Raw genomic sequence first — 22,918 nt, 5'->3', positions numbered from 1 at the left:
GGCGTCAGCCGACGACGCGGCGCAGCAGGGCCGAGGTGTGCGGCTGCATCTCCTGGCCCATCATCGCGCGTTCCTCGACGTAGCCGAGGGAGCCTTCGATCAGGCCGTACAGCCGCTGAGCCGCGGTGACGTCCTTCGCCGTGGACGTGCGGATCACCGCGTCGGTGCCGAGCTCCCAGGACGTCTGGTTGCGCGGCTTGCCGTAGTACAGCTCGACGATGCCGGTGTTGTGCGTGAGCAGCAGCTCGAGCGTGTCGTCTTCCTGCGGCCGCCAGAACCCGGACTCGCGGGCGGCGGGGCGGATGACGTTGCCGTCGTCGTCGAGCAGCCACGCACGGGACTCGTGGACGAGGAACGGACGGCCGTCGTGCGAGATCGTCAGCTGCTGCGCGAACTTGCGCGGGCCTTCGATGGTCGGGTAGTCGACCTCGCCCTCACCGCGCCAGACACCGACGAGCGGCAGCAGCGCGAGGCAGGCGTCGTTGAGGTTCGGCCCCTCACGCAGGTTCGCGGTGTCATTGGGGATGGGCAGGTCGTCCCACAGCGGAAGATTGCGCTCGCGAGTGTTCTCCGCGCGCATCTCCGCTGCTGCGATGGCGTCGTCGCCGCTGGCGCTCATGGGTCAGCGCTGGTCCGCGTACAGGCGGTAGACGACGTACACGGCGAACCACGTGATCGCGACGCCGGCCAGCACCAGCAAGGTCGTAAACAGAGCTTCCACGCCCAGCAGGATAGTCCGCCGCCGCTCAGCGGGCCCGGCGCAGGGTCCTCGCGGTGAGCACGGTCACCGTCGGCCCGCCCGGCACGGGGACCCCGAAAGCCGTGAAGGCCACCTTGAGGAACTTCAAGTTCCTCAAGGTGGCCTTCACGGCTTTGGACTCAGGCGACCGAGATGGCCAGCTGGTGCAGGCCGGGCCCTTCGGCCGTGACGGACGCTTCACCGTTGCCGGTGCGGTGCAGCGCGCGCACCGTCCAGGCGCCCGGGGCCGCGTAGAAGCGGAAGTCGCCGTCGGCCGAGGAGACGACCTCGCCGGTGAAGTCGCCGCCGCCGTCCAGGAGCCGGACGAACGCGCCGCCGACCGGCCCGTCCGCGCCCGTCACCTTGCCCGCGAGCACGACCTGCCCGCGAGTGTCGTAGTCCGCCGGCGTGGCCTCCTGGACCGGTGCGCCGCAGCTGTCGTCAACCGCCATCACTTGGCTCCCAACTCGACCGGCACGCCGACCAGCGAGCCGTATTCCGTCCACGAACCGTCGTAGTTCTTCACGTCCTCGTGGCCGAGCAGCTCGTGCAGCGCGAACCACGCGATGGACGAACGCTCGCCGATCCGGCAGTAGGCGATGGTGCCCTTGCCGGCGTCGATGCCCTGCTCCTTGTAGAGCTCGTCGATCTCGCTCTCGGTCTTGAAGGTGCCGTCCTCGTTGGCGACCTTCGCCCACGGCACGTTCAGCGCGCCCGGGATGTGGCCGGGAACCTGGGACTGCTCCTGCGGCAGGTGCGCCGGGGCGAGCAGCTTGCCGGAGAACTCGTCCGGCGACCGGACGTCGACGAAGTTCTTCGCCCCGATCGACTGGACGACCTCGTCGCGGAACGCGCGCAGGGACAGGTCCTGGTCCTTGGCCTTGTAGTCGGTGGTGTCGCGCTTGACCTCGTCGGAGTTCAGCTCACGGCCGTCGAGCTCCCACTTCTTGCGCCCGCCGTCGAGCAGCTGGACGTTCTGGTGGCCGTAGAGCTTGAAGTACCAGTACGCGTAGGCGGCGAACCAGTTGTTGTTGCCGCCGTAGAGGATCACGCGGTCGTCGTTCGAGATGCCCTTCTCCGACAGGAGCTTCTCGAAGCCCTCCTTGGAGACGAAGTCGCGGCGCACCCCGTCCTGCAGGTCCTTCCGCCAGTCGAACTTCACCGCGCCCCGGATGTGGCCTCCGTCGTAGGCGGTGGTGTCCTCGTCGACCTCGGCGAACACGACGCCGGGGGTGTCCAGGTTCTCCTCGGCCCACTGGGTGGTGACCAGGACGTCTTCACGGCTCATGGGAAGCGAACTCTCTTTCTGGGTCGGAACTTCAGGACGCGCGGGCGGGGGTGAAGCGTTTGATGAGCAAGAACATTTCGCAGCCGAGGCAGAAGTCGAAGGCCGCGTTGAGGAAGGCCGCGAAGAGCGCGAACGCCGTCGCGACGATGCCGAGCGGGGTGACGTCGAGCGCGAAACCGATCGTGCCCACCAGGGCGAACACGAACCCGACGGCCTGGGCGAACCGCAGCGGGGCCGCGTCCTCCCGCTCGTCGGTCGGGCCGAGGCGCGGGGCCACGAGCGCGCGGTACACGATCGAGTAGGGCGCCGGCTTCAGCCCGATGAACGCGCCGATGGCGAACACGACGGTCTGGATCGCCAGCAACGGCCACCACTGGGTGACCAGGACGACCGCGAGCACGACCGTGGTCAGGATGGCGGCGAACCGCGGGCCCCGCGGGTCGACGGCCGGTCCGGCGGACATGGTTCCTCCAGCTGGAGCAGAGGGGGTGCGTGCGAACGGCACGCGTCAGCGGCATGAGGGCTGGGGTGGGACCGGACGTGCTTCAGCGCCGGTCGGTGCGAGCGCGACACAGGCTGCTGCGGACGCGGCAGAGGTCGACTGCGCGTCGCTGCGTCAAGAAGGTGGTCAGCCCGGTCACGGGTGCGAGGGTACCCAGAGCTCCCTCAGAGTGGGAACCACGTTCATACCTTGGGACGGTTCCCGGTACGTGGAACATGCCCTGGTCAGAGCGTCCGCGTCGTGAGATGGGGCCGCAGAGCGTCCAGCAGCTCGGGGCCCTTGGGGACGCCGCCGACGCGCAGCAGCTCCCGGCCGTCCGGGGTCAACGCGATCGTGGTCGGCGTCCGCAGCACGGACAGCGATTGCGCGACCTCCGGCTGGTTCGTCACGTCGAGCTCGACGTGGTGCAGGCCGTCGGTTCGCTCGGCCAGCGGCTCGAGCACGGCCTTCGCGTGCCGGCACGGCGCGCAGAAGGTGGTGGAGATCTGGACCAGCGTCACGGCGGACGCCGGGTCCAGGACGTCGGCGACGGGGCCGGGCAGCTCACGGGCAGGAGCCGCGTGGCCGCGGGCGGGCGGCGCGGGCTTCGCCACGCGCACCCGGCCGTTGCGGGCCTTCAGCAGCGCACCGGCGGCCAGCCCGGCCACCAGTACCGCCACGAGCACCCACAGCCCCGTCACCGGCCGCCTCCCTACTTGCTCAGCTCCGCGAACGACACGTTCGTCGCCTCGCCCTTGATCGTCACCGATCCGCTCTGCACCCGCACGCCGGTCGGGGTGACCGACAGCGGCAGGTCCTTCGTGTTGATCGACGCGTTGAAGTTCGGCATCAGCGCTTTCTGCACTGCCGACGGAACGACGGTGGTCTCCTGGTCATTCCCGAACTGCAGCCGCTTGGGGATGAAGTTGATCGCCCCGTCCTTCGCGTCGGCCTCGATCATCGCGAAGCAGAAGATTTCCAGATCCTTGCCCGCGAACTGAAGGTGTCCCGAAATGCGGACGCCGGTGCTCGACTCGTCCTGGTCGGCCTGGCCCTCGGTGGTGGCCGTCGTGGTCGGCGTCGGCTCGCTCTGCCCGCTGTCGCCGTTCTCGACGTAGTTCGTGGTCGCCGGCTCGATCCGCAGGTCCTTGATCTTGTCCAGCGGCGCGACGCGCGCCAGGTCGGCGGCCTTGATGGTGACGGCACCGGTCAGCTTGCCGATGGTGATCGCCTTCGTGTTGCCGTTCGTGAGGTCCGACAGCGGCGCGTTGACGTCCTCGAGCTCGGCGTTGAGCGCGACGTCCTGGAGCTTGTCGCCGACGGGAACGCCGGCGGCGGACACGCTGATGTGACTGTAGTCACCGCCCAGGGCCTGCGTGAGGAACGGGAAGCCGTGGATCGTCACCGACGGGTCGTCGGTCAGCTGCAGCTGCGTGCGGGCCTTCTGGGAGATCATGTGCTCCGCGTATGCGGCGGCCCCGAAATCGGCGCCGACCAGCAGCAGAACCAGAACGACGAGGGCGATCACCCAGCGCCGTGCGCGGCGTCCGCGGCGCCGCGCGTCCGGCCTCGGTGCGGGTCGGTCGTCCCGGGTCACGGGCCTGCTCACCATCGCGTCCGTACTCCTGTTCGTCGGGGACACCGGGGATTTCTCCAGGTGTGATCGATCCAGCAAGGGTTAGGTGCCCGGCCGTTCAGCCGCTATTCTCACTTAGCACCGGCAAACGCCACCCGTGAGGCGACGACTTGTGAAGGCGGTGCGGCTCATGAGCCTGGACCTTCTGGTACTGACGGCGGAAGCCGACGCCACTTCGGTGCTTCCCGCGCTGGACCTGCTGCCGCACACCGTACGCGTCCGCCCGCCCGAAGTGACCGCCCTGCTCGACGCGGGCCACCGGGACGTGATCGTCCTCGACGCCCGCAGCGACCTGGCCTCGGCGAAGAGCCTCTGCCGCCTGCTCAAGGGCGCCGGCGAGGACGAGGCGGCGACGCCGATCATCGCCGTCGTCGGCGAGGGCGGCCTGGTGGCGGTCAGCGCCGAGTGGCGCACCGACGACATCCTGCTGCCCACCGCGGGCCCGGCCGAGGTCGACGCGCGGCTGCGGCTGGTCACGACCCGCGACGGCGGTTCCGCCCAGGTCGACGCCGAGCTGCGGGTCGGCGAGCTCGTCATCGACGAGGCGACCTACACCGCCCGCCTGCGCAAGCGCACCCTCGAGCTGACCTACAAGGAGTTCGAGCTGCTCAAGTACCTCGCCCAGCACGCCGGCCGGGTGTTCACCCGCGCCCAGCTGCTGCAGGAGGTCTGGGGCTACGACTTCTTCGGGGGCACCCGCACGGTCGACGTCCACGTGCGGCGGCTGCGCGCCAAGCTCGGCCCGGAGCACGAGCAGATGATCGGCACCGTGCGCAACGTCGGCTACAAGTTCGAGCGGCCCGCCAAGGGCGGTGCCCGGGCGAACGTGCCCGCGCAGGCCGAAGCACCGGCCGAGACCCCCGAACTCGCGCACTGACGAACCCACGTTCACCAGGACGCGTTGACAGCCGTCGCGTTGCCTCCGCCGCGGGTACGGTCACGGGGTGAGCGGAGACGGGGAGTGGCGCCAGGAACTGGACGAGCAGCAGCTCGAGGACGTGCGCGGGCTGCTGGTGGCCGTGCGCGAAGCCGACGGGCGGCCCGAGGTCGAGCCCGAGGGGCCGCTGCCCGGTGAGTTCGACGGCGGTGAGCACCTCGTCGCCTGCGTCGAGGGCGAGGTCGTCGGCTACGCCCACCTCGACACCACCGGCGACTCCTTCGACCACCAGGTCGCCGAGCTGTTCGTGCACCCCGCCCACCGCAACCGCGGCTACGGCGCGAAGCTCCTCCAGGCCGTCGACGAGCGCGCCGCGGTCGGCTTCCGCGTCTGGGCACACGGCGACCACCCGGCGGCGCGGCAGCTGGCCGTGCGGACCGGCCTGGAGCGCAAGCGCGAGCTGCTGATCCTGCACGCCGACGCCGAGGGCGCGGACTGGCCCGAGCCGCGGCTGCGCGACGGCGTCTCGCTGCGGACGTTCGTGCCGGGGCAGGACGAGGACGCCGTCATCCGCGTCAACGCGCTCGCCTTCGACTGGCACCCCGAGCAGGGTGCGCTGACCGCCGGCGACCTCCGCGCCGACGAGGGCCGGCCGTGGTTCGACGCCGACGGCTTCTTCCTCGCCGAGCAGGACCGCGAAGTGATCGGCTTCCACTGGACGAAGATCCACGAGGCGACGCCGGGGCGGTTCGACGGCGAACGCGTCGGCGAGGTCTACGTCGTCGGCGTCGACCCGGCGGCCCAGGGCGGCGGGCTCGGCCGGGCGCTGACGCTCGCCGGGCTGCGGTACCTCGCGAGCCGGGGGCTGCGGCAGGTGATCCTGTACGTCGAAGGCGACAACGCGCCGGCGCTCGCGGTCTACACCAAGCTCGGGTTCACGCGTCACGAAACCGACGTCCAGTACGGTCGGTGACCACGATGGACACCGCGCGAACAGTCCGTCACGGTGTGCGAACGCGCAGGTCACGGCCGGGACACGGCACCCCATCGGGCTAGTAGCACTGCTCACATCCTGGGCCTTGTTCACTTTGCGTTCATGCGATGACGGCCGAGCGTCCACCAGGGCTGCCTAATGTCCGGATCCGGCGCGGTAGTACGCCGCGACGACCCGGTCAAGCTCCTGATGGAGGAAACAGCAGTGAAGATCATGCGGCCCCTGAGCGCGGTGGGCATCGTCGCGAGCGCCGCCCTCGTGCTCGCCGCCTGTGGTTCCGACCCCGCGGCATCCAACAGCAGCAGCTCGAACTCGGCTGCGGCACCCGCTGCCACCGGCACCGCCGACGTGGCGTGCGGTGGCAAGAGCCCGCTGTCCGCGGAAGGTTCGTCGGCCCAGAAGAACGCCATCGACATCTTCACGCAGCAGTACAGCAAGAAGTGCGCCGGCCAGCAGGTGAACTACAACCCGAGCGGTTCGGGCGCGGGCGTCAAGCAGTTCAACGCCAACCAGATCGACTTCGGCGGCTCGGACTCGCCGGTCACCGGCGCGGACCTCGAAGCGGCCACCAAGCGCTGCGCGAGCCCCGCCTGGAACATCCCGATGGTCGTCGGCCCGGTGGCCGTCGCCTACAAGCTTTCCGGCGTCGACAAGCTGACGCTCACCCCGTCGGTCATCGCCAAGATCTTCAGCGGCGCCGTGACCAAGTGGAACGACCCCGCCATCAAGGGCGTCAAGGGCAACGAGAGCCTGACCCTGCCGGACAAGGCCATCCAGGTCGTCTCCCGCGCCGACGAGTCGGGCACCACCGACAACTTCCAGAAGTACCTGGGCGCGGCGGCGAAGGCCGACTGGACCAAGGGTGCCGGCAAGAAGTTCAACGGTGGCGTCGGCAACGGTGCGCAGGGCTCCAACGGCGTCGCGACCGCGGTCAAGGCCGCCGACGGCGCCATCACCTACGTCGAGGGCGCGTTCGCCAAGGACGGCCTGACCCCGGCCCTCATCGACAGCGGCTCCGGCGGCGTCGAGCTCAGCGCGGCGAACGTGGCGAAGTCCCTCGACTCGGCCAAGTTCCTCAAGGACGGCACGAACGACCTCGCGCTCGACCTCAACGGCATCTACGCCAGCAACACCCCGGGTGCCTACCCGCTGCTGCTGACGACCTACGAGATCGTCTGCTCGAAGTACGCGAACGCGGATGTCTCGAAGGCCGTCAAGGCGTTCCTGACGGTGGCCGCCACCGACGGTCAGCAGCCGCTGTCCGCCAAGGGCTACGTGCCGATCCCGCAGTCGCTGCAGACCAAGGTCCTGGCCGCCGTCAAGGCGATCTCCTGACCGGCGTTGCGACTGACATCCGAGTGATAGAGGCTGGTCAGAACTAGCTGATGAGCGAGTCATCCTCGACGCGAACGCCCACCGGCGACCCCGGTGGGCGTTCGTCGTCCGCCACGACGCCCCCGGAGGTCCCGATTTCGGAGCAAGCAGCCCCGCCGGCGGCGCCCGAGCCGCCCGCGAGCGAGAAACCGAAGAAGGTGCGGCCCGGTGACCGCATCTTCCAGAACCTGACCACCGGGGCCGGGATCTTCGTCGTCGCCCTGATCGGCCTGATCGGGCTCTTCCTGCTCATCCAGGCGATCCCGGCGCTGCAGGCCGACAAGGCCAACTTCCTCACCAACCACGGCTGGTCGACCAACGACCCCGCGAACATGTCGTTCGGCATCCTCGACCTCCTCGAGGTCACGGTGGCGACGTCGCTCGTGGCGCTGATCATCGCGATGCCGGTGTCGCTGGGCATCGCGCTGTTCCTGACCCAGTACGCGCCGAAGCGGCTCGCGCGGCCGTTCGCGTACGTCATCGACCTGCTCGCCGCGGTGCCGTCGATCATCTTCGGCCTCTGGGGCATCCTGGTCTTCGCTCCGGCGATCGAGCCGTTCTCGCAGTGGATCAACGACACGTTCTCGTGGTTCCCGCTGCTGGCGCCCGGCAACGTCGCGCCGAGCGTGCGCGGCACGATCTTCACCGTCGGCATCGTGCTGGCCGTGATGATCCTGCCGATCATCACGTCGCTTTCGCGCGAGGTCTTCGAGCGGACGCCGACCCCGCACATGGAGGCCGCGCTGGCCCTCGGCGCGACGCGCTGGGAAGTCATCCGCACCACGGTGCTGCCGTTCGGCAAGGCCGGCTACATCGGCGCGTCGATGCTCGGCCTCGGCCGCGCGCTCGGCGAGACGATCGCGCTGGCCGTCATCCTGCTGATCCCGCAGGGCCGGAACTTCGACTGGAGCCTCTTCGACGGCGGGTCCACCTTCGCGTCGAAGATCGCCGCCAACTACAGCGAGTTCAACAACGAGATCTCGGCCGGCGCGTACATCGCGGCCGGTCTCGTGCTGTTCGTGCTCACGTTCCTCGTCAACTTCGCCGCGCGTTCGGTCATCGGGAAGAAGGTCGACTGACCATGACCGCCTTCATGCTCGAAGCGCCCGCGTCCACGCCGGCGTTCCAGCAGGTCAGCTTGGCCCGGAAGGTCAAGAACGGCGTCGCGACCACGCTGGTCTGGCTGTCGTTCCTGATCGCCGTCGTCCCGCTGGTGTGGGTGCTGTACACGGTCGTCGCGAACGGCATCAAGCGCATCCCGTACTCCAACTGGTGGTCGCAGGACCTGGGCAACTACCTGTCCGACGAGGTCGGCGGCGGTGTCCTGCACGCGATCATCGGCAGCCTGCTGCAGGGGCTCGTCTGCGCGATCATCGCGGTGCCGATCGGCATGCTCGTCGCGATCTACCTCGTCGAATACGGCCGCGGCAAGCTGGCCAAGGCCACGACGTTCATGGTGGACATCCTCTCCGGTGTCCCGTCGATCGTCGCCGCGCTGTTCATCTACGCGCTCTGGATCACCACGTTCGGCCTGCCGCGCAGCGGTTTCGCCGTGTCGCTGGCCTTGGTGCTGTTGATGATCCCGGTGGTCGTCCGCTCGTCGGAGGAGATGCTGCGGATCGTCCCGGACGACCTGCGCGAGGCGTCGTACGCGCTGGGCGTGCCGAAGTGGAAGACGATCATGAAGATCGTCCTGCCGACGGCCATGTCCGGCATCGTCGGCGGCATCATGATGGCCCTGGCCCGCGTCATGGGCGAGACGGCGCCGCTGCTGGTCCTGGTCGGCTACTCGGCCTACACGAACTGGGACATCTTCAGCGGCGAGCAAGCGGCCCTGCCGCTGCTGATGAACAACGAGCGCGTCACCAACTCGATGGATCCCGGCTCGGTCGGCTACGACCGGATCTGGGGCGCGGCTCTGACCCTGGTGCTCATCATCGCGCTGATCAACCTCCTCGCCACCGTGTTCGCGCGCCTTGTCGCCCCGAAGAAGAAGTGAGCTGTCAGCCATGGCAAAGCGAATCGACGTCAAGGACGTGGACATCTACTACGGCAAGTTCCACGCCGTGGACGGTGTCACCCTCTCGGTGCCGCCGCGCAACGTCACCGCGTTCATCGGCCCGTCGGGCTGCGGCAAGTCGACGGTGCTGCGGACGCTGAACCGCATGCACGAGGTCATCCCCGGCGCGCGCGTCGAGGGCGACGTCCTGCTGGACGGCGAGAACATCTACGCGTCGGCGGTCGACCCGGTGCAGGTGCGCCGCACGATCGGCATGGTGTTCCAGCGCCCCAACCCGTTCCCGACGATGTCCATCAAGGACAACGTCGTCGCGGGGCTGAAGCTGGGCGGCACCAAGGGCAAGAAGACCCTCGACGACATCGCCGAGCGCGCCCTGCGCGGCGCGAACCTGTGGAACGAGGTCAAGGACCGCCTGAACAAGCCGGGCGGCGGGCTGTCCGGTGGTCAGCAGCAGCGCCTGTGCATCGCCCGCGCGATCGCGGTCCAGCCGGACGTCCTGCTGATGGACGAGCCGTGCTCGGCCCTCGACCCGATCTCGACGCTGGCGATCGAGGACCTGATCGGGGAGCTGAAGAAGGACTACACGATCGTCATCGTCACGCACAACATGCAGCAGGCGGCACGGGTTTCCGACCAGACGGCGTTCTTCAACCTGGCCGGGGTGGGCCAGCCGGGGCGGCTGGTGGAGCTCAACGACACGGAGAAGATCTTCTCCAACCCGGACGAGAAGGCCACGGAAGACTACATTTCGGGGCGTTTCGGCTGAGTAGTCGTTGGGGGGAAGGCCTTCTCGCCGGCGCTCGGGGCCGGCGAGAAAGGCCTTTCTTTTGTCCTTTGTGGATAATGAAGCTGGAAAACAGTCCCCACGAAAGAAGCCCCTGACCAGGCGGCCAGGGGCTTCTTCCGGGAAACTCAGATGCCGTCGTCGGAGCCGTAGCCCGGCATCTTGCCGGTGACCACGAAGATCATCCGCTTCGCGACCGACACCGCGTGGTCGGCGTAGCGCTCGTAGAAGCGGCCCAGCAGCGTCACGTCGACCGCCGCGGCCACGCCGTGCGGCCACTCGCGGTCCATCAGGACCGTGAAGAGGTGGCGGTGGATGTCGTCCACCTGGTCGTCGTCGGACTCGAGCGACTTCGCCGCTTCGACGTCCTTCGTCTTGATGACCTGCTCGGCCGACCGGGCCAGCTTGACGGCGACCTCGCCCATCTCGGCGAAGTACGGCTTCACGGCCTCGGGCAGCACCGGATCGGGGTGACGGCGCCGGGCGGCCTTCGCCACGTGCAGGGCCAGGTCACCCATCCGCTCCAGGCTTTCCGCGGCGTGGATCGCCGCCAGGACGGTACGCAGATCGGTCGCCACGGGTGCCTGCAGGGCCAGTAAGGCGTAGGCCTGCTCTTCGCACAGCGCGCGGGCGTCATCGACCTTCACGTCGTCGCTGATGACCTGCTCGGCGAGACCGAGGTCGACCTCCAGCAGCGCGCGAGTGGCGCGCTCCATGGCGTCGGCGACCTGGACCGACATCCCGGCCAGGTTGACGGCGAGCTGTTCGAGTTCGACATGGTAAGCCTCACGCATGGTCCAACCCTACGGCCAACCGTGACCAAACACCTCATCGGCGAGTGAACCGCACGTGAACCCGGACTAACGATCCCTCGCGGATCAGCCCGTGGTGCCGGTCTTCTTGCTCGTCGAAGTCTTCGAAGTGGTCTTGGACGGCGACTTCGCCGTGCTCGTCGGCGTCTGCTCGCTCGGCGGGACCGGCGCGTTCGGGTTCGGCAGCGGAGTGTTGTTGCGCAGCGCGTCGAAGAGCGCCTTCGTCTTGCTGCGGACGAGGACCTCGTTGCCGCGGGTGTTGGGCAGCCCGACCGTCGGCACGGTCAGGAAGGTGATCTTCGACGAGTCGAGGCCCTTCATCGACTGCGCCAGCGTCATCATCTGCTTGACGCCGAGGTTGTCGCCGAAGGTGGCCTTGGCGAACGCCGTGATGAAGTCGCTGAGCTTGCCGGGGTCGAGCACGACGTCCGACGACATGACCTTCCTCAGCAGCGCGCCGATGAAATCCTGCTGCCGCTTGATTCGGCCGTAGTCGGACGTCTTGTCGCCCTTGACGTGCCGGGCGCGCACGAAGTTCAGCGCCTGGTCGCCGGAGATCGTCACGTCGCCGGTCTCGAGCAGCACCTTGCCGAGGACGGTGTCGTCGATCGGGATCTCGTTGTGGACGGTGACGCCGTGCACCGCGTCGACCATCTCTTTGAAGCCGTTGAAGTCGATGCCGACGAAGTGGTTGATCCGCAGACCCGTGATCTGCTGGATCACCTTGGTGATGCAGGGCGGCCCGCCGACCGCGTAGGCGGTGTTGAGTTTCGCGATCTTCTGCGCGGCGACCTTTTCGTCGGTCGTCTTGCTCTGCGCCGGGTCCCAGCGCTGGCACTCGGGCCGGTCGATCTCGAGGTCGCGCGGGAACGACGTGACGACGACCCGCTTCCGGTCGGCCGGGATGTGCGCCACCATCACGGTGTCGCTCCGCGCGCCGGGAGTGCTGTCGGCGGTGCCGACACCTTCCTCGTCGGACGCGCCGTCGCGGGTGTCGGAGCCGACCATCAGGAAGTTCTCGTCGTTGGCCTGCGCCTCGGCGTCCTGGATGTCGGACGAGTTTTCGTCGAGCGCGGAGATCTGGGTGAACTTGGCGTCGAAGTAGGTCTGCGCGCCCCATGCGCCGCCGATGCCGAGGAAAACGAGACCGGCGACGACGGCCGCGGCGATCCGGCCGAACCGGACCGAACGCTCGATCTTCCGCGCCTTCTTCTCCTGCAGCCGGGTCTGCGCGGCCATCTCGGCGGCGTCGGCCTGTTCATCGGGCGACGGGGTCGGCGCGACGACGCGCTGAAGCGCCGTGCGAGTGCTCTCGATCAGCGACGCCGGCGAGAGCCGCTCACGGCGTTCGCGGCGCTTCGCCTCTTCGGCGTTCATCTCGTCGTGGGCGGCCGAGAACCGGGCGAGAGTGTGGTCGATCTTGCGGCGGTACTGCGTCGCCTCGTCGATCGCTTCCATCTCGTCGGTCATGGTCAGCGGGTCGAGTTCGGCGCGCGACGGCACCGCGCCCGGACGGCGTATCGGGGCGTCGCCCGCGGACCGGCTCGACGCGGCCGCTTCGGGCGCGGGTCGTGGCGGCGCGGGGGCCGCGGCGTCCGGGCGCTTCGGCGTCGGCGAGTCCGGGGTGGGCCGCACGCGCGCGGCTGCTTCGGGTGCCGCGGGGCCGTCGACCGCCGGACGTCGAGGTACTGCGCCGTCGGCGGGGGCCGCGGGGCGGCGGGGTGCGTCGGCGGCGGAGCGCTGTGGTGCGGGTCCGTCGGCCGGGGGACGCTGCCGGGCGGGGCGGCGGGGGCCGTCTTCGGCGGGGGGCTGCTGCGGCGCGGCGCCCTCCACGGCCGGGCGCCGGCGGGCGGGACGGGAAGCGACCCCGCCATCGGCTGGGCGTTGGGCGGCGTCAGGCGCACCGGCGGCGCGCTGACGGGCGCTGTCGGGGCGGCGAGGCCCGTCGTCGGCCGCGGGACGCTGAGGTGCGGCGGCCGCGGGGCGCTGGCGAGCGGCGCTCTCCGGGTGGCGGGGCGCGCCACCCTCGTCGGCGGGGCGCTGGGGAGCGGCGCCGTCCGGAGCGGCCGCAGGGCGGCGGAGACGTCGGGGCGGCTGAGGCGCGGCGGCCGTCTGCTGCGGGCCCGGGTTCGCCGCCGGCGGGCGGCGCTGGAGCGGAGCCTCGGGTGCCGGGGCGGCCGTCGTGCGGCGCGGCTGACGCGGCCGCGGCGGGCGCGGTTGACGAGTGGCGTCCGTGGGTACTGGGTCCTCGTCGGGTTCCGCCGGTCGCGCCGCACGCGAGCGCGGCGGAGCGGGTGGTTCGGCGGCGTGAGCGCGGTGTCCGGGCTGCTCGGGACGGTCCTCGCGGGCCGGGAGCGGGCGAACGCCCGTGGACTTGGCGACTACGTCCGAGACGCTGATCCCGCCTTGGTCCTCCATCGACCGGCGTCTACCGGTGCGGGGCCGTGCGGGACCGTCCGAACGGCGACCGGTTCCCGGGCTGTCGTGCTCGTCCGGCACTCGGTCTCCTTTCGCGCGATCGAAGGCGGGTTCGTGACTTGGCCGTCTTCCCCCGCGAGAGATGATCGTTCCCCCGGAGGTTTTCGTTATCGTACGGATACCCCCCGTTCGTGACGACACCCTCCCGGAATTTTCTTCACCTTGAGTCGACGAACGGCCGCTGGCCGTCGACAAACGGGTGACGGGTGCCCGCAGCTTTCCGGGGTAATGGGAGGTTTACGTTACTCAGAGTGGGTTATTAACTGCGTGCTTTGCGCGTCGTGATAAGCCACTTTGTTCCGCCCGGCCCGTTTCGCCGCGTAAAGCAGGTCGTCCGCGCTGCGCAGCTGGCGCTCGGGCGGCGTCGGGGCGTCCGGCCCCTCGTGGGCGAGCCCGGCGCTGATGGTCACGTGCAGCCCCGGCTGGAGTTCTGACCAGGGGTGACGAGCGACGCGCAAGCGGGCGTCGTCGACGACGCGCACCGCGTGCCCGGCGTCGACGCCGGGCAGCCACAGCACGAACTCCTCGCCGCCGTAACGGGCGCAGAAGGCCTCCGGCGGCAGCCCCTCCTGGAGTAGATCGGCCACCCGTCGGAGGACGCGATCGCCGACGAGGTGACCGTACGTGTCGTTCACGCGCTTGAAGCGGTCGAGATCGACGAGCGCGATCCCCAGCGCCGGCCGCGGCCGGGCGGCCAGCCGATCGGCGAACGGTCCGTACAAGCGCTCGTCGAGGTAGCGGCGGTTGTAGCTCGAGGTCAGCGCGTCGCGCAGGCTGCCGTCACGCGCGATGTCCAGCGCGGAGCGGAGGTGCTGGTAGGCGCGCCGCCAGTCGCCCTGGGTCGCGAAGAGTGTCGCGACGGCCTCGTGGAGACGCAGCAGGTCCGGTTGCTGCGGGTTCCGGCGCAGCACGCCTTCCTCCCCGGCGACCATGCCCACCTCCACCACGCATTGGTTGTCGTCGTAGTGGAGGCCGCCCTTGAGACGCGAGTGCGGACGAAGGTGAATTTAGCTCAAACGGGGACTACGACAGTGACTCTCCGGAGTTTTGCCATCAGAGTCCGGAGAACGGCTCGATCCCCTTGAGCTGGGAGAACTGATCCTTGGCCCAGTAACTCACATTAGCCGTCTCGTCGTTCAGTAGCTCTTGGTAGTCGGTCCAGGCGACCCAGCGCCACTCGCCGACCTCGGCCGGGTTCGGCTCGGGCTCGGCCTCGGTCCACGCGGCGAAGACCGGGCAGAACTCGTTCTCGACGATCCCCTGGAACGGCGGCGTCCGGTAGCGGTAGCCCGGCAGCACGCAGTGCAGCCCGGACAGCGACGGCAGCCCGATCTCGTAGGCCGCGCGCCGGCGGACGGCGTCCTCGAGGGACTCGCCCGGCGCGGGGTGACCGCAGACGCTGTTCGTCCAAACCCCGGGCCAGACCTTCTTGTGCAGCGCGCGCTGGGTGATCAACAGCGCGTTGTCGCGGCGTCGCAGGACGTAGCACGAGAAGGCCAGGTGCAACCGGGTGTGCTCGTGGTGACTGGCCAGCTTCGGGCCGGTCTCGCCGGTGGGCACGCCGTCCTCGGTGACGAAGACGACCTGCTCGGTCTCGGGTTCGGTCACGGTATCCACCGCCTCAGTGAACACGACGGGCCGCCGTGCCTCGTACCGCGAGGCGGGTGGGTTACCGGTGGTCCGCCCGGCCGGGTGACGGGCCGCTACCGCGCGTCGAGGTGCTCGACGATGAGCGAGGTGACGGCCTCTGGTGCCTCTTCCGGCGCCCAGTGCGTGACGTCTTCGAGCATCTCGAACCGGAAGGGCCCGGTGACCCAGTTCGCCGTGTCGAGCGCGGCGGTCGAGCCGAAGGAGACGTCCTCGGTGCTCCAGATGTACAGCGTCGGCACGGAGATCTTGCCGATCTTCCCGCCCGGCCGGCCCGCGCGGTACCAGTTGAGGGCCGCGGTGAGCGCGCCCGGCTCGGTGAGCCGTCCGACGTAGTCGTCGATCTTGGACAGCGGGATCCGGCGCTCGAACATGTCCCGCAGCGCGCGGGCGTCGTTCTCCAGCATCCGGCGCTCGGTGACGCGGGTCTGCCGCCACTCGGTCATGTAGCGCGTCCGCAGGTGCTGGTCTTCGTCGGTCTTCATGGCCTCGGCGAGCGCGGCCGGGTGCGGCGTCGAGACGACGGTGAGGCTGCGCAGGCGTCCGGGGTGCGCGTCGGCGGTCCACCAGGCGACGGCCCCGCCCCAGTCGTGCCCGACGAGGTCGAACTCCGTCCAGCCCAGCCGGTCGGCGATCGTGACGACGTCTCCGACGAGGTGGTCGATCGAGTAGTCGGTCGCCGGCTCGGGCCGGACACCGGGCGAATAGCCCCGCTGGTCCGGCGCGACGGCCCGGTACCCGAGCACCCCGAGGGTGGCGACCTGGTGCTCCCACTCGACGGCGGCCTCGGGGAAGCCGTGCAGCAGCAGCACGGGCCGCCCGTCTTCGGGCCCGGCGGCGATGGCGTCGAAGGAACCGGCTTCCGTGGGGATGCTGATGTGGTCGATCACGGGCCCGAATCTACTTCGCCCGGTTGAACGGGAGGTCAATGGTCGTCGGCAGTCCGCACCAGGCGGCTGCCGGGACCCAGCAGGTCGGCGCCGACCGGCTCGACGAGCTCGCTGAACTGGATACGAAGTCCGGACCGCCCGGCGAGCGGCCGCAGGTCGAGCCGTCCCATCCCGGTCACCGTGAGCGTTTCGAGCTGGTCGAGCCCGGTCAGCGGAGCGAGGTCCGGGATGCGGTGCAGATCCCGCAGCCGCAGATCTTGCAGCTGTCGGAGCCCGGACAGCAACGACAGGTCGGCAAGGTCGGTGGCGGTCAGGTCAAGCAGCTTCAGTCCGGTGAGGCCCGCGATCGGCGTCGGATCCGCCGGTGGGCACGCGATGAGGCGCAACCGCCGCAGGTCGGCGGCCCACCGGCTGAGCAGCGATACGTCTTCGAGGGCTTTGCAACCCAGAAAAGCGAGAGAGGCCGGTGCGGTCAAGAACGCGAGTGGTGTCAGGTCGCTGAGCCGGAAGACATGACTCAGCGACAACGACCGCAGGCCGGTCAGCGGCACCAGGTCGGCCAGCTCGGCCGGATCGTGGATCCAGCTCAGCTGAAGGTGCTTCAAGCTGGGTAACTCGGCCAGCGCCGACCAACCGTGGGTGGCGACCCGGACTTCGATCGAGCGCAGCCCGCGGACCTCGGCGAGTGGGCTGAGGTCCGTCGACTCCCGCAACGGGGGCCCGGTCAGGGTCAACTGGGTCAGCCCGGCGCCCGAGAGTGAGGGCAGATCGTAGCCGGCGATGTCCTCGACCACGAGCGAATCGAGCCGGGGCAGCTCGCGCATGAAGTCGAGTTGCCCGTAGCCGTCCGCGAACCGGCACCGCAGCCGGGTGAGATGACGGAGGCGAGGCAACATCACCAGCTTCGCCGGGTCGTACAAGCTGAGGTAGCCATCGAACAGAGGCGAATCGGCCAGTACCCGTTCTGCATACTCCATGGGCTCGAACTGTGCTTCGGCCGCGAGGAGTTCACTAACGGCTTGGGGGTCGCTGCTTTCGCGGTGCCGCGCGATCAGGTCGAGCGCCCCCGGGCCGCCGATGAGGGCGGCCGCGCGGACGAGAAACGGAACCTGTGGTGGCTCCGGATCACAGTCGGCCAGTAGGTCCAGCACGAATTCGCCTGCCGCAGCCAGCGCCTCCGCCACCTCGGAGCTCTTCGGCGGGATCAGGGTGCTGGCCCGATCCTCGATCTCGTTCCGCAGCCGCTCGCTCAGCTCGGGCGAAGTCTCCAAACAAGCCAGTGCCACCAGATCCAGCTTCAGCCGCTGCGGCTCTTCCGCGTCCCAATTCAGGATCCCGTCCAGCAGGTGTTCCCGCTGCGCGGGATGGGCGTGGCCCGCGGCCAGCACCACCACTTCGCGCCACTCGTCGAGGTGTGCGTTGGCCGTCAGGACACCGATGTCGTCCTCCTCGACCGCTGCCTGCGCGGCCAGGTACTCCTGGAACGTCCGGTGCACGAAGTCGATGCGGCCCGGGAGCGGTTCACGCAGCACGCCACCGCGATCCAGCAGGTGGCGGAACACTGTTCGCGGGCTGACGTCGATCTGGCCCATCGAACGCAACTTCGCCGCGACGCGGGCTTCGGCGTCGGCCGCCGGGACGTCCGTGTGGCCGTTGCGGACCAGCCAGTACGCCAAGTTGCGCAGCAGCACCAGCTTTTCGGTCAACGAAAGCCGGATGGTGGCATCGATCCGCCGTTCGGCGTCGCGGCTGTCGAGGAGCATGCGCAGCGCGACGTCGTACAGCTCCATGCGGTTGTCCGGCAAGCGCCCGCTGCCTTCGTGGTGCAGGGCGCAGAGCAACGCGCACAGCAGCGGGTTCTCCGCCAGCCGCCGCAACGCGCTCCGGGCGCCGATGACCGCGATCAGGGCGTCACCGCGGTCTTCGAGGGCGGGCATCGCCGCGTGCCAGCGCGTGACGAACGTCCGGACGTCGCGGGGGGTCATCGGCTGGAGGCGGACCTCGGTGAACCCCTCGCCGCGCAGCCAGTCGGGGGCCACCGCGGCCGGGCGGGTGGTGACGACGAACCGGGCGCGGGGGAACGCGCCGATGAGTTCGCGGAGTCATTCGCGCACTTCGCGGCGGCGCTCGTCCGGAAGCTCGTCGAGGCCGTCGACGAGCAGGACGCCGCGGCCGCGGCGCAAGCGCTGCTGCACCCAGCCGGCCGGCATCTCGTCGGCGATGTGCCGGCCGACCTCGTCGAGGAAGTGCTCCGGCGCCGGCAGCGGCGACCGGCCGAACCGCCGCAGCCGCACCAGGAACGGCTCCAGCTCGGCCCAGCCGTCGACCCCGTGAAGCTGCCGGCTCGCACACTGGACGGCCAGCCACTGCAAGAGCGTCGTCTTGCCGGACCCCGCCTCGCCGCGCAGCAGGATCCGTGCGGATCGCGGCAGGACGTGCTCGATCCGGTCGCCGGCCGCGACGTCCTCAGCCGAGGTGACGTTCAGGCTCAGGTACGCCACCGACAGCGGGTACAGCCGGGTCGCGTCGGTCAGGCCCGCGCCGAACAGGGCCATCCGGTCGAGCGCCGTGACCACCTGGCGCCGGAAGTCCGCCGCGAAGTCGTCCGGGTGGCGGCGTTCCGGCAGCGCCGCCAGGACGTTCCGGACCGTCTCCAGGATCTCCGTCTCCCGGCGGAGCACCTCGACGAGCGCGCCGGGCTGGAACCGGGGCAGGGTGCTCGTCACCTGCACCAAGTACGCACAGCACTCCCGGAGCACCCGCCGGTACAGCTCGGTCGCGTCGGCCGACAGCAGGGACGGGACGCCCGGGACCGTCCGGAGCAGGTAGCGGAAGAGGAACGCGGCGTCGAGGTCGGTGGCGAACAGGTCGTCGTCCGTCAGGGCGGCGCGGTCGAACGTCTCGCGCGCCGCGTCCACCGCCGCCGCCCGCTCGTTCTCCGGCAGCGCGCGGAACTCGACGTCGATGAAGGGCAGCAGCCGGTCGGCGACGCGGGACTCGAGGTTCGTGAACAGCAGGCGGAGCTTGCGGCGGTCGTTGAGGCCGCCGACCTGCTTCTCCAGCAGGTCGAACACCTTGGCCGTGGCGTCGGCGGCCACCGGGCGGTCGCCGAGCCAGAGCTTCGCGGCGGCCTTGACCACCGCGGTCGTCAACGCGATGGCCGAGGCTTCGAGGCTCACCGAAGCGAGCCTAGCCGAGCACCTCGTCGGTCGTGGCCACCTTCACCAGCGGCCCGTACAGCCGCATGATGTCCAGCGCCTTCGCGTGGCTCACGTCGTCGACGCCCGCGCACGCGTCGGACACCACGGTCACCGACACGCCCGCGTCCGCCGCCGCCAGCGCCGTCGACAGCACGCAGCAGTCCGTCGACACGCCCGCCAGCACCAGCCGGGCGCCGCCGACGCGCGTCGCCAGGCGCGGGGTCCACTTGCCGAACGTAGTCGCGTCCACTGTGGACTTCGGTTCGAACTCGGAGATCACCTGGTACAGCGGTGCGTCCGGCGGCCGCAGCGCGAACGGCCACTGCTCGTAGTACTGCTTCCACGCCCCTTCCGGGCGCGAAGGCGCGATGAACCGCGTGAACACGACGTCGTCGCCGAACGCCGTCACCAAGCGGTGAATCGGCGGCAGCACCTCGGCGATGCGCGGGGTGAACCACTCGCTCGCCGGAGTGGCGAACACGTTCTGCAGGTCGATGACCGCCAGTACGGACCTCACGCCGCCTCCTGCGAGCGGACGCGTTGGCGCGTAAGCAAAGTGACGACGAAACCGAGCGCCAGCGCCAGCAGCACGCCGAGGTTCGCGTACGCCCACGAGCCGTCGCGCCCGCCGAGCCCGAACGGTTCGAGGAGGTAACCCTGCCACCGCAGCCAGCCCGCGGCCGTGTTCGTGACCAGGCCCCAGCCGAGCGCCGTCGCCACCAGCACCAGCGCGATCGGCCCCCACCGGACGTCGCCGTAGCGGCCGGCCGGGTCGAACAGGTCCGGCTCGGCGTAGTCGCGCCGGCGCAGCAGGACGTCCGCGAGCATCACGCCGCACCACGCCGCCACCGGCACGCCCAGCGTGACCAGGAAACCCTGGAACTGGTACAGGAATTCGCCGCCGAAGAACACGATGTAGACCGTGCCGAGGATCATGAGCACGCCGTCGACGAGCGCCGCCACCGGCCGCCGCACGCGCAGCCCGGCCGACAGCAGCGCCAGCCCGGACGAGTAGATGTCCAGCACCGCGCCGCCGACCAGCCCGAGCACCGCGACGAGCGCGAACGGCACCAGGAACCACAGGGGCAGCACCGTCGTGAGCGCGCCGATCGGGTCCTTCGCGATGGCGCCGTTCAGCTCGGTGGAGGAGCCCGCCAGCAGCAGCCCGAACACCAGCAGCACCAGTGGCGCCACCGAGGCACCGAACGTCGTCCAGCCGACCACGCCGCGGCTCGACGACGACCGCGGCAGGTAGCGCGAGTAGTCCGCGGCCGCGTTGACCCAGCCGAGGCCGAAGCCGGTCATCAGGAACACCAGCGCGCCGACCCACTGCTGCGCCGAGCCGGCCGGCAGCGCGCTGACGGCGTCCCAGTGCACGTCGCCGACGACCAGGACGACGTAGACGACCGTGAGCACGCCGGTGATCCAGGTGATCCACGTCTGCAGCTTCATGATCGCGTCGAAGCCGAGGACGCCGGCGGCGACGGTCAGCGCGGCGACGACGACCAGCGCGATCACCTTCGTCGGGGTCCCGCCACCCCAGCCGAGGCGTTCGAAGACCGTCGACGTCGCGAGCGTCGCCAGCGCGGTGAGCACGGTTTCCCAGCCGACGGTGAGCAGCCACGAGATCGCCGACGGCAGCCGGTTGCCCCGGACGCCGAAGGCCGCGCGCGAGAGCAGCATCGTCGGCGCCGACCCGCGTTTGCCCGCGATCGCGATGAACCCGCACAGCAGGAACGAGAACAGGATGCCGACGACCCCGGCGACCAGCGCCTGCCAGAACGAGATGCCGAAGCCGAGGGTGAACGAGCCGTAGCTCAGCCCCAGCACCGACACGTTCGCGCCGAACCACGGCCAGAACAGCTGCCGCGGCCGGCCGCGGCGCTCGGCGTCGTCGATCACGTCGAGGCCGTTGGTCTCCACCTTGAGCTTCCGGGTGCCCGCTTCGGTCATCGCCCGTCCCCTGTGGTCAGTAGGTGGTCCGACTCTGCCCGGTCCGGCGTCGCAAGGCGAGCAACTCGTCGACGAGCGGCCCGAATTCCAGGCGATTCACCGACAGCACGGTCTCGACGACGTCGGGGCGGAAGGCACCCACGCCGTGCGCGGCGCCGAGCATCGCCCCGCAGATCGCGGCGACGGTGTCGGTGTCGCCGCCGAGCCCGGCGGCCAGGCGCAGCGCGGCCGGCGGGTCGTCGCCCATGGCCTCGGCCAGCGCGAACGCCGCCACGACGGACTCCTGCGACGCGACCGACGTGCCGATCACCCGGGCGACCGCGTCGGCGACGGCGGCCGGTGCCATGCCCCGCACCCAGCCGCGGGCCCAGCGGATCCGGGCGGCGATCTCCCCGCCGGGCGCCCAGTGCCCGCGTTCCCCGCCGACGACGGCCGCGCGCTCGCCGGCGTCGAGCGCTTCGGACAGGCTCGCGCCTTCGACGCCCGCGGACACGGTGGCCGCGACCGCGGCGGCCGACGCGATGCCGAGGCTGGTGTTGTGCGTGACGCGCGCGGTCGCGGCGACGGCGTCAACCAGCGTGTGGAGGTCGTCGGAGGGGGTCGCGATGCCGACCGGCGTGACGCGCATGGCGGCGCCGTTGGTCGTCCCGGTGCGGCCGGCCTCTTCGGCGGGGACGCCGTCCTGGAGGCGCGAGAGCGCGCGTTTCGTCGACGGGCCGAGGAGGTCCGCGGAGCCGCGGCGGATCATGTCCGCCTCCCAGATGAGCAGGGCGTCGGCGAAGACTCGCGGCTCGACGGTGCCGCGGCCGTCGATGAGCAGGCGGGCCAGCAGGACGGCCTGCTCGGTGTCGTCGGTGACCGACCCGGCGGGCATCGACGGCGCGACCGGCTGCTCGGCGACGGCGGTGAGCAGCCCGGTGACCGGCCCGTAGGCGGCGGCGATGGCGGCGCGGGACATGGACTGCGTCGGCATGCCGAGCGCGTCGCCGACGGCGAGCCCGGTGAACGCGCCGAGCGCCCGGTCCCGCGCGTTCACCGGTGTCCGAAGGTGAGGTGGAACTGGAACCGGTCCGGGTCCAGGAGGCTCACGACCCGCTCGACGAGCCGGCCCTCGACGTCGATCGAAGTGCGTTCGGCGCGGAGGAAGAGCTCGCCGACGCCGCGGCCGAGGAGCCCGGCATCGGCGGCGTCGAGGCGTTCGGTGCTGATCCACTGGTCGCCGCCGACGGAGATCCGCCCGGCGGCTTCGAGGGTCTTGGTGAGGGAGCCGTCCCGCAGGCCGGTCTCGGGGAGGTCGGCGAGCACACCGGCGGCGGAGACGGTGGCGGTCTCGAGTGAGACGCCGCGGTCGTGCTCCCGCCGGAGCCGCCGCACGGCGACGTAGGTCTTCTCGCCGAACTCCTCTTCGAGGGCCCGGTCTTCGACGGTCTCGATGCCGAGGAGCTGGGTGGTGACGGGCGCCCCGGCGTCGGCGAGGGCGCGCGCCCAGCCGATCCGCTGGTCGAGCTGGACGCCGTCGAAGGTGACGAACGACCCGACGCCGGCCTGGGTGGAGATCAGTTCGAGCTGCTGGAGCTCGGAGAGGGCGCTGCGGACGGTGCCGCGGCTGACCTGGTACTGCTCGGCCAGCTGGTTCTCGCCCGGGAGCCGCTCACCGTGGGCGAGCCGGCCCGAGCGGATCAGGTCGGAGAGGTCGCCGACGAGCTGCTGCCGCTTGCTGTACATGTACACACCTGTACACGCTG

23 protein-coding genes are annotated in these 22,918 nt (G+C 70.3%); 6 read left to right on the top strand and 17 right to left on the bottom strand.

Annotation, left to right across the window (positions count from 1 at the left end; genetic code table 11):
- Window positions 1-4: 4 nt before the first annotated feature.
- From AB0N03_RS46730 to AB0N03_RS46705, 6 genes are all read right to left on the bottom strand, one after another.
- Window positions 5-619 carry an FABP family protein gene (locus tag AB0N03_RS46730; RefSeq protein WP_364386971.1) on the bottom strand — a complete coding sequence of 205 codons (615 nt, stop codon included), beginning with the start codon at window positions 617-619 and terminating at the stop codon, window positions 5-7.
- 260 nt (window positions 620-879) lie between these two features.
- Complete coding sequence (locus AB0N03_RS46725) at window positions 880-1,191, bottom strand: DUF1416 domain-containing protein (protein ID WP_364386969.1); 312 nt, start codon at window positions 1,189-1,191, stop codon at window positions 880-882.
- Complete coding sequence (locus AB0N03_RS46720; RefSeq protein ID WP_364386967.1) at window positions 1,191-2,027, bottom strand: sulfurtransferase; 837 nt, start codon at window positions 2,025-2,027, stop codon at window positions 1,191-1,193. Before AB0N03_RS46720 ends, AB0N03_RS46725 begins: the two co-directional genes overlap by 1 nt.
- A 31-nt stretch (window positions 2,028-2,058) precedes the next feature.
- Complete coding sequence (locus AB0N03_RS46715; RefSeq protein ID WP_364386965.1) at window positions 2,059-2,490, bottom strand: DUF4395 domain-containing protein; 432 nt, start codon at window positions 2,488-2,490, stop codon at window positions 2,059-2,061.
- Between the two features lie 263 nt (window positions 2,491-2,753).
- Entirely contained in the window at window positions 2,754-3,209 is a 456-nt protein-coding gene (locus AB0N03_RS46710; protein ID WP_364386963.1) for a thioredoxin family protein, read from the bottom strand.
- A gap of 11 nt (window positions 3,210-3,220) precedes the next feature.
- On the bottom strand, window positions 3,221-4,120 hold the full coding sequence (locus AB0N03_RS46705; RefSeq protein ID WP_364386961.1) for a DUF2993 domain-containing protein: 900 nt from the start codon (window positions 4,118-4,120) through the stop codon (window positions 3,221-3,223).
- Window positions 4,121-4,274: 154 nt separating this feature from the next.
- Here AB0N03_RS46705 and AB0N03_RS46700 point away from each other — a divergent pair, with 154 nt between their 5' ends.
- The 6 genes from AB0N03_RS46700 to pstB all read left to right on the top strand — a co-directional run bounded on the left by AB0N03_RS46700 (window position 4,275) and on the right by pstB (window position 10,175).
- On the top strand, window positions 4,275-5,021 hold the full coding sequence (locus AB0N03_RS46700; RefSeq protein ID WP_364386959.1) for a response regulator transcription factor: 747 nt from the start codon (window positions 4,275-4,277) through the stop codon (window positions 5,019-5,021).
- Between the two features lie 67 nt (window positions 5,022-5,088).
- Entirely contained in the window at window positions 5,089-5,994 is a 906-nt protein-coding gene (mshD, locus tag AB0N03_RS46695; protein WP_364386957.1) for a mycothiol synthase, read from the top strand.
- A gap of 225 nt (window positions 5,995-6,219) precedes the next feature.
- Window positions 6,220-7,350 carry a phosphate ABC transporter substrate-binding protein PstS gene (gene pstS / locus AB0N03_RS46690; protein ID WP_364386955.1) on the top strand — a complete coding sequence of 377 codons (1,131 nt, stop codon included), beginning with the start codon at window positions 6,220-6,222 and terminating at the stop codon, window positions 7,348-7,350.
- Window positions 7,351-7,547: 197 nt separating this feature from the next.
- Window positions 7,548-8,468, top strand: a complete 921-nt coding sequence (gene pstC, locus AB0N03_RS46685) for a phosphate ABC transporter permease subunit PstC (protein ID WP_364386997.1) — start codon at window positions 7,548-7,550, stop codon at window positions 8,466-8,468.
- 2 nt (window positions 8,469-8,470) lie between these two features.
- Window positions 8,471-9,388 (top strand): phosphate ABC transporter permease PstA, encoded by a 918-nt coding sequence (gene pstA / locus AB0N03_RS46680; protein WP_364386953.1) that lies wholly within the window; start codon window positions 8,471-8,473, stop codon window positions 9,386-9,388.
- Window positions 9,389-9,398: 10 nt separating this feature from the next.
- The gene (pstB, locus tag AB0N03_RS46675; protein WP_103337881.1) at window positions 9,399-10,175 is read left to right on the top strand and encodes a phosphate ABC transporter ATP-binding protein PstB; all 777 of its coding nucleotides are present in this window, start codon (window positions 9,399-9,401) and stop codon (window positions 10,173-10,175) included.
- A gap of 146 nt (window positions 10,176-10,321) precedes the next feature.
- On the opposite strand, the gene phoU is transcribed toward pstB, so the two are convergent.
- The 11 genes from phoU to AB0N03_RS46620 all read right to left on the bottom strand — a co-directional run bounded on the left by phoU (window position 10,322) and on the right by AB0N03_RS46620 (window position 22,898).
- On the bottom strand, window positions 10,322-10,987 hold the full coding sequence (gene phoU, locus AB0N03_RS46670; protein WP_364386951.1) for a phosphate signaling complex protein PhoU: 666 nt from the start codon (window positions 10,985-10,987) through the stop codon (window positions 10,322-10,324).
- An 84-nt stretch (window positions 10,988-11,071) separates the two neighbouring features.
- A complete protein-coding gene (locus AB0N03_RS46665) occupies window positions 11,072-12,508 on the bottom strand; it encodes an LCP family protein (RefSeq protein ID WP_364386995.1) in 1,437 nt (478 codons plus the stop codon).
- Window positions 12,509-13,725: 1,217 nt separating this feature from the next.
- Window positions 13,726-14,415, bottom strand: a complete 690-nt coding sequence (locus tag AB0N03_RS46660; protein ID WP_364386949.1) for a GGDEF domain-containing protein — start codon at window positions 14,413-14,415, stop codon at window positions 13,726-13,728.
- Window positions 14,416-14,536: 121 nt separating this feature from the next.
- Window positions 14,537-15,100 carry an isopentenyl-diphosphate Delta-isomerase gene (idi, locus tag AB0N03_RS46655; protein ID WP_364386947.1) on the bottom strand — a complete coding sequence of 188 codons (564 nt, stop codon included), beginning with the start codon at window positions 15,098-15,100 and terminating at the stop codon, window positions 14,537-14,539.
- A gap of 86 nt (window positions 15,101-15,186) precedes the next feature.
- Window positions 15,187-16,020: an alpha/beta hydrolase gene (locus AB0N03_RS46650; protein ID WP_364386945.1), complete on the bottom strand. Its 834-nt coding sequence runs from the start codon at window positions 16,018-16,020 to the stop codon at window positions 15,187-15,189.
- 35 nt (window positions 16,021-16,055) lie between these two features.
- Entirely contained in the window at window positions 16,056-18,059 is a 2,004-nt protein-coding gene (locus AB0N03_RS46645) for a hypothetical protein (RefSeq protein ID WP_364386943.1), read from the bottom strand.
- 63 nt (window positions 18,060-18,122) lie between these two features.
- Window positions 18,123-19,199, bottom strand: coding sequence for an NACHT domain-containing protein (locus AB0N03_RS46640; protein ID WP_364386941.1), 1,077 nt, complete (start codon window positions 19,197-19,199; stop codon window positions 18,123-18,125).
- A gap of 10 nt (window positions 19,200-19,209) precedes the next feature.
- Window positions 19,210-19,737 (bottom strand): cysteine hydrolase, encoded by a 528-nt coding sequence (locus tag AB0N03_RS46635; RefSeq protein ID WP_364386939.1) that lies wholly within the window; start codon window positions 19,735-19,737, stop codon window positions 19,210-19,212.
- Window positions 19,734-21,173 carry a cytosine permease gene (locus AB0N03_RS46630; protein ID WP_364386937.1) on the bottom strand — a complete coding sequence of 480 codons (1,440 nt, stop codon included), beginning with the start codon at window positions 21,171-21,173 and terminating at the stop codon, window positions 19,734-19,736. Before AB0N03_RS46630 ends, AB0N03_RS46635 begins: the two co-directional genes overlap by 4 nt.
- Window positions 21,174-21,189: 16 nt before the next feature.
- Window positions 21,190-22,209 (bottom strand): ADP-ribosylglycohydrolase family protein, encoded by a 1,020-nt coding sequence (locus tag AB0N03_RS46625; RefSeq protein ID WP_364386935.1) that lies wholly within the window; start codon window positions 22,207-22,209, stop codon window positions 21,190-21,192.
- On the bottom strand, window positions 22,206-22,898 hold the full coding sequence (locus AB0N03_RS46620) for a GntR family transcriptional regulator (protein WP_364386933.1): 693 nt from the start codon (window positions 22,896-22,898) through the stop codon (window positions 22,206-22,208). The genes AB0N03_RS46625 and AB0N03_RS46620 overlap by 4 nt, the downstream gene beginning before the upstream one ends.
- Window positions 22,899-22,918: the final 20 nt, after the last annotated feature.

The sequence above is a fragment of the Amycolatopsis sp. NPDC051061 genome (assembly GCF_040682935.1).
Taxonomy (GTDB): Bacteria; Actinomycetota; Actinomycetes; order Mycobacteriales; family Pseudonocardiaceae; genus Amycolatopsis.
The sequence above is the reverse complement of the archived record's forward strand: the minus strand, read 5'-3'. Positions and strand labels throughout refer to the sequence as shown.

Bases quoted from the DNA above. Each gene is read 5' to 3' on its own strand.
- AB0N03_RS46730 (WP_364386971.1), bottom strand. From the start codon at position 619: ATGAGCGCCAGCGGCGACGACGCCATCGCAGCAGCGGAGATGCGCGCG.
- AB0N03_RS46725 (WP_364386969.1), bottom strand. From the start codon at position 1,191: ATGGCGGTTGACGACAGCTGCGGCGCACCGGTCCAGGAGGCCACGCCG.
- AB0N03_RS46720 (WP_364386967.1), bottom strand. From the start codon at position 2,027: ATGAGCCGTGAAGACGTCCTGGTCACCACCCAGTGGGCCGAGGAGAAC.
- AB0N03_RS46715 (WP_364386965.1), bottom strand. From the start codon at position 2,490: ATGTCCGCCGGACCGGCCGTCGACCCGCGGGGCCCGCGGTTCGCCGCC.
- AB0N03_RS46705 (WP_364386961.1), bottom strand. From the start codon at position 4,120: ATGGTGAGCAGGCCCGTGACCCGGGACGACCGACCCGCACCGAGGCCG.
- AB0N03_RS46700 (WP_364386959.1), top strand. From the start codon at position 4,275: ATGAGCCTGGACCTTCTGGTACTGACGGCGGAAGCCGACGCCACTTCG.
- pstA (WP_364386953.1), top strand. From the start codon at position 8,471: ATGACCGCCTTCATGCTCGAAGCGCCCGCGTCCACGCCGGCGTTCCAG.
- pstB (WP_103337881.1), top strand. From the start codon at position 9,399: ATGGCAAAGCGAATCGACGTCAAGGACGTGGACATCTACTACGGCAAG.
- phoU (WP_364386951.1), bottom strand. From the start codon at position 10,987: ATGCGTGAGGCTTACCATGTCGAACTCGAACAGCTCGCCGTCAACCTG.
- AB0N03_RS46660 (WP_364386949.1), bottom strand. From the start codon at position 14,415: ATGGTCGCCGGGGAGGAAGGCGTGCTGCGCCGGAACCCGCAGCAACCG.
- AB0N03_RS46630 (WP_364386937.1), bottom strand. From the start codon at position 21,173: ATGACCGAAGCGGGCACCCGGAAGCTCAAGGTGGAGACCAACGGCCTC.
- AB0N03_RS46620 (WP_364386933.1), bottom strand. From the start codon at position 22,898: ATGTACAGCAAGCGGCAGCAGCTCGTCGGCGACCTCTCCGACCTGATC.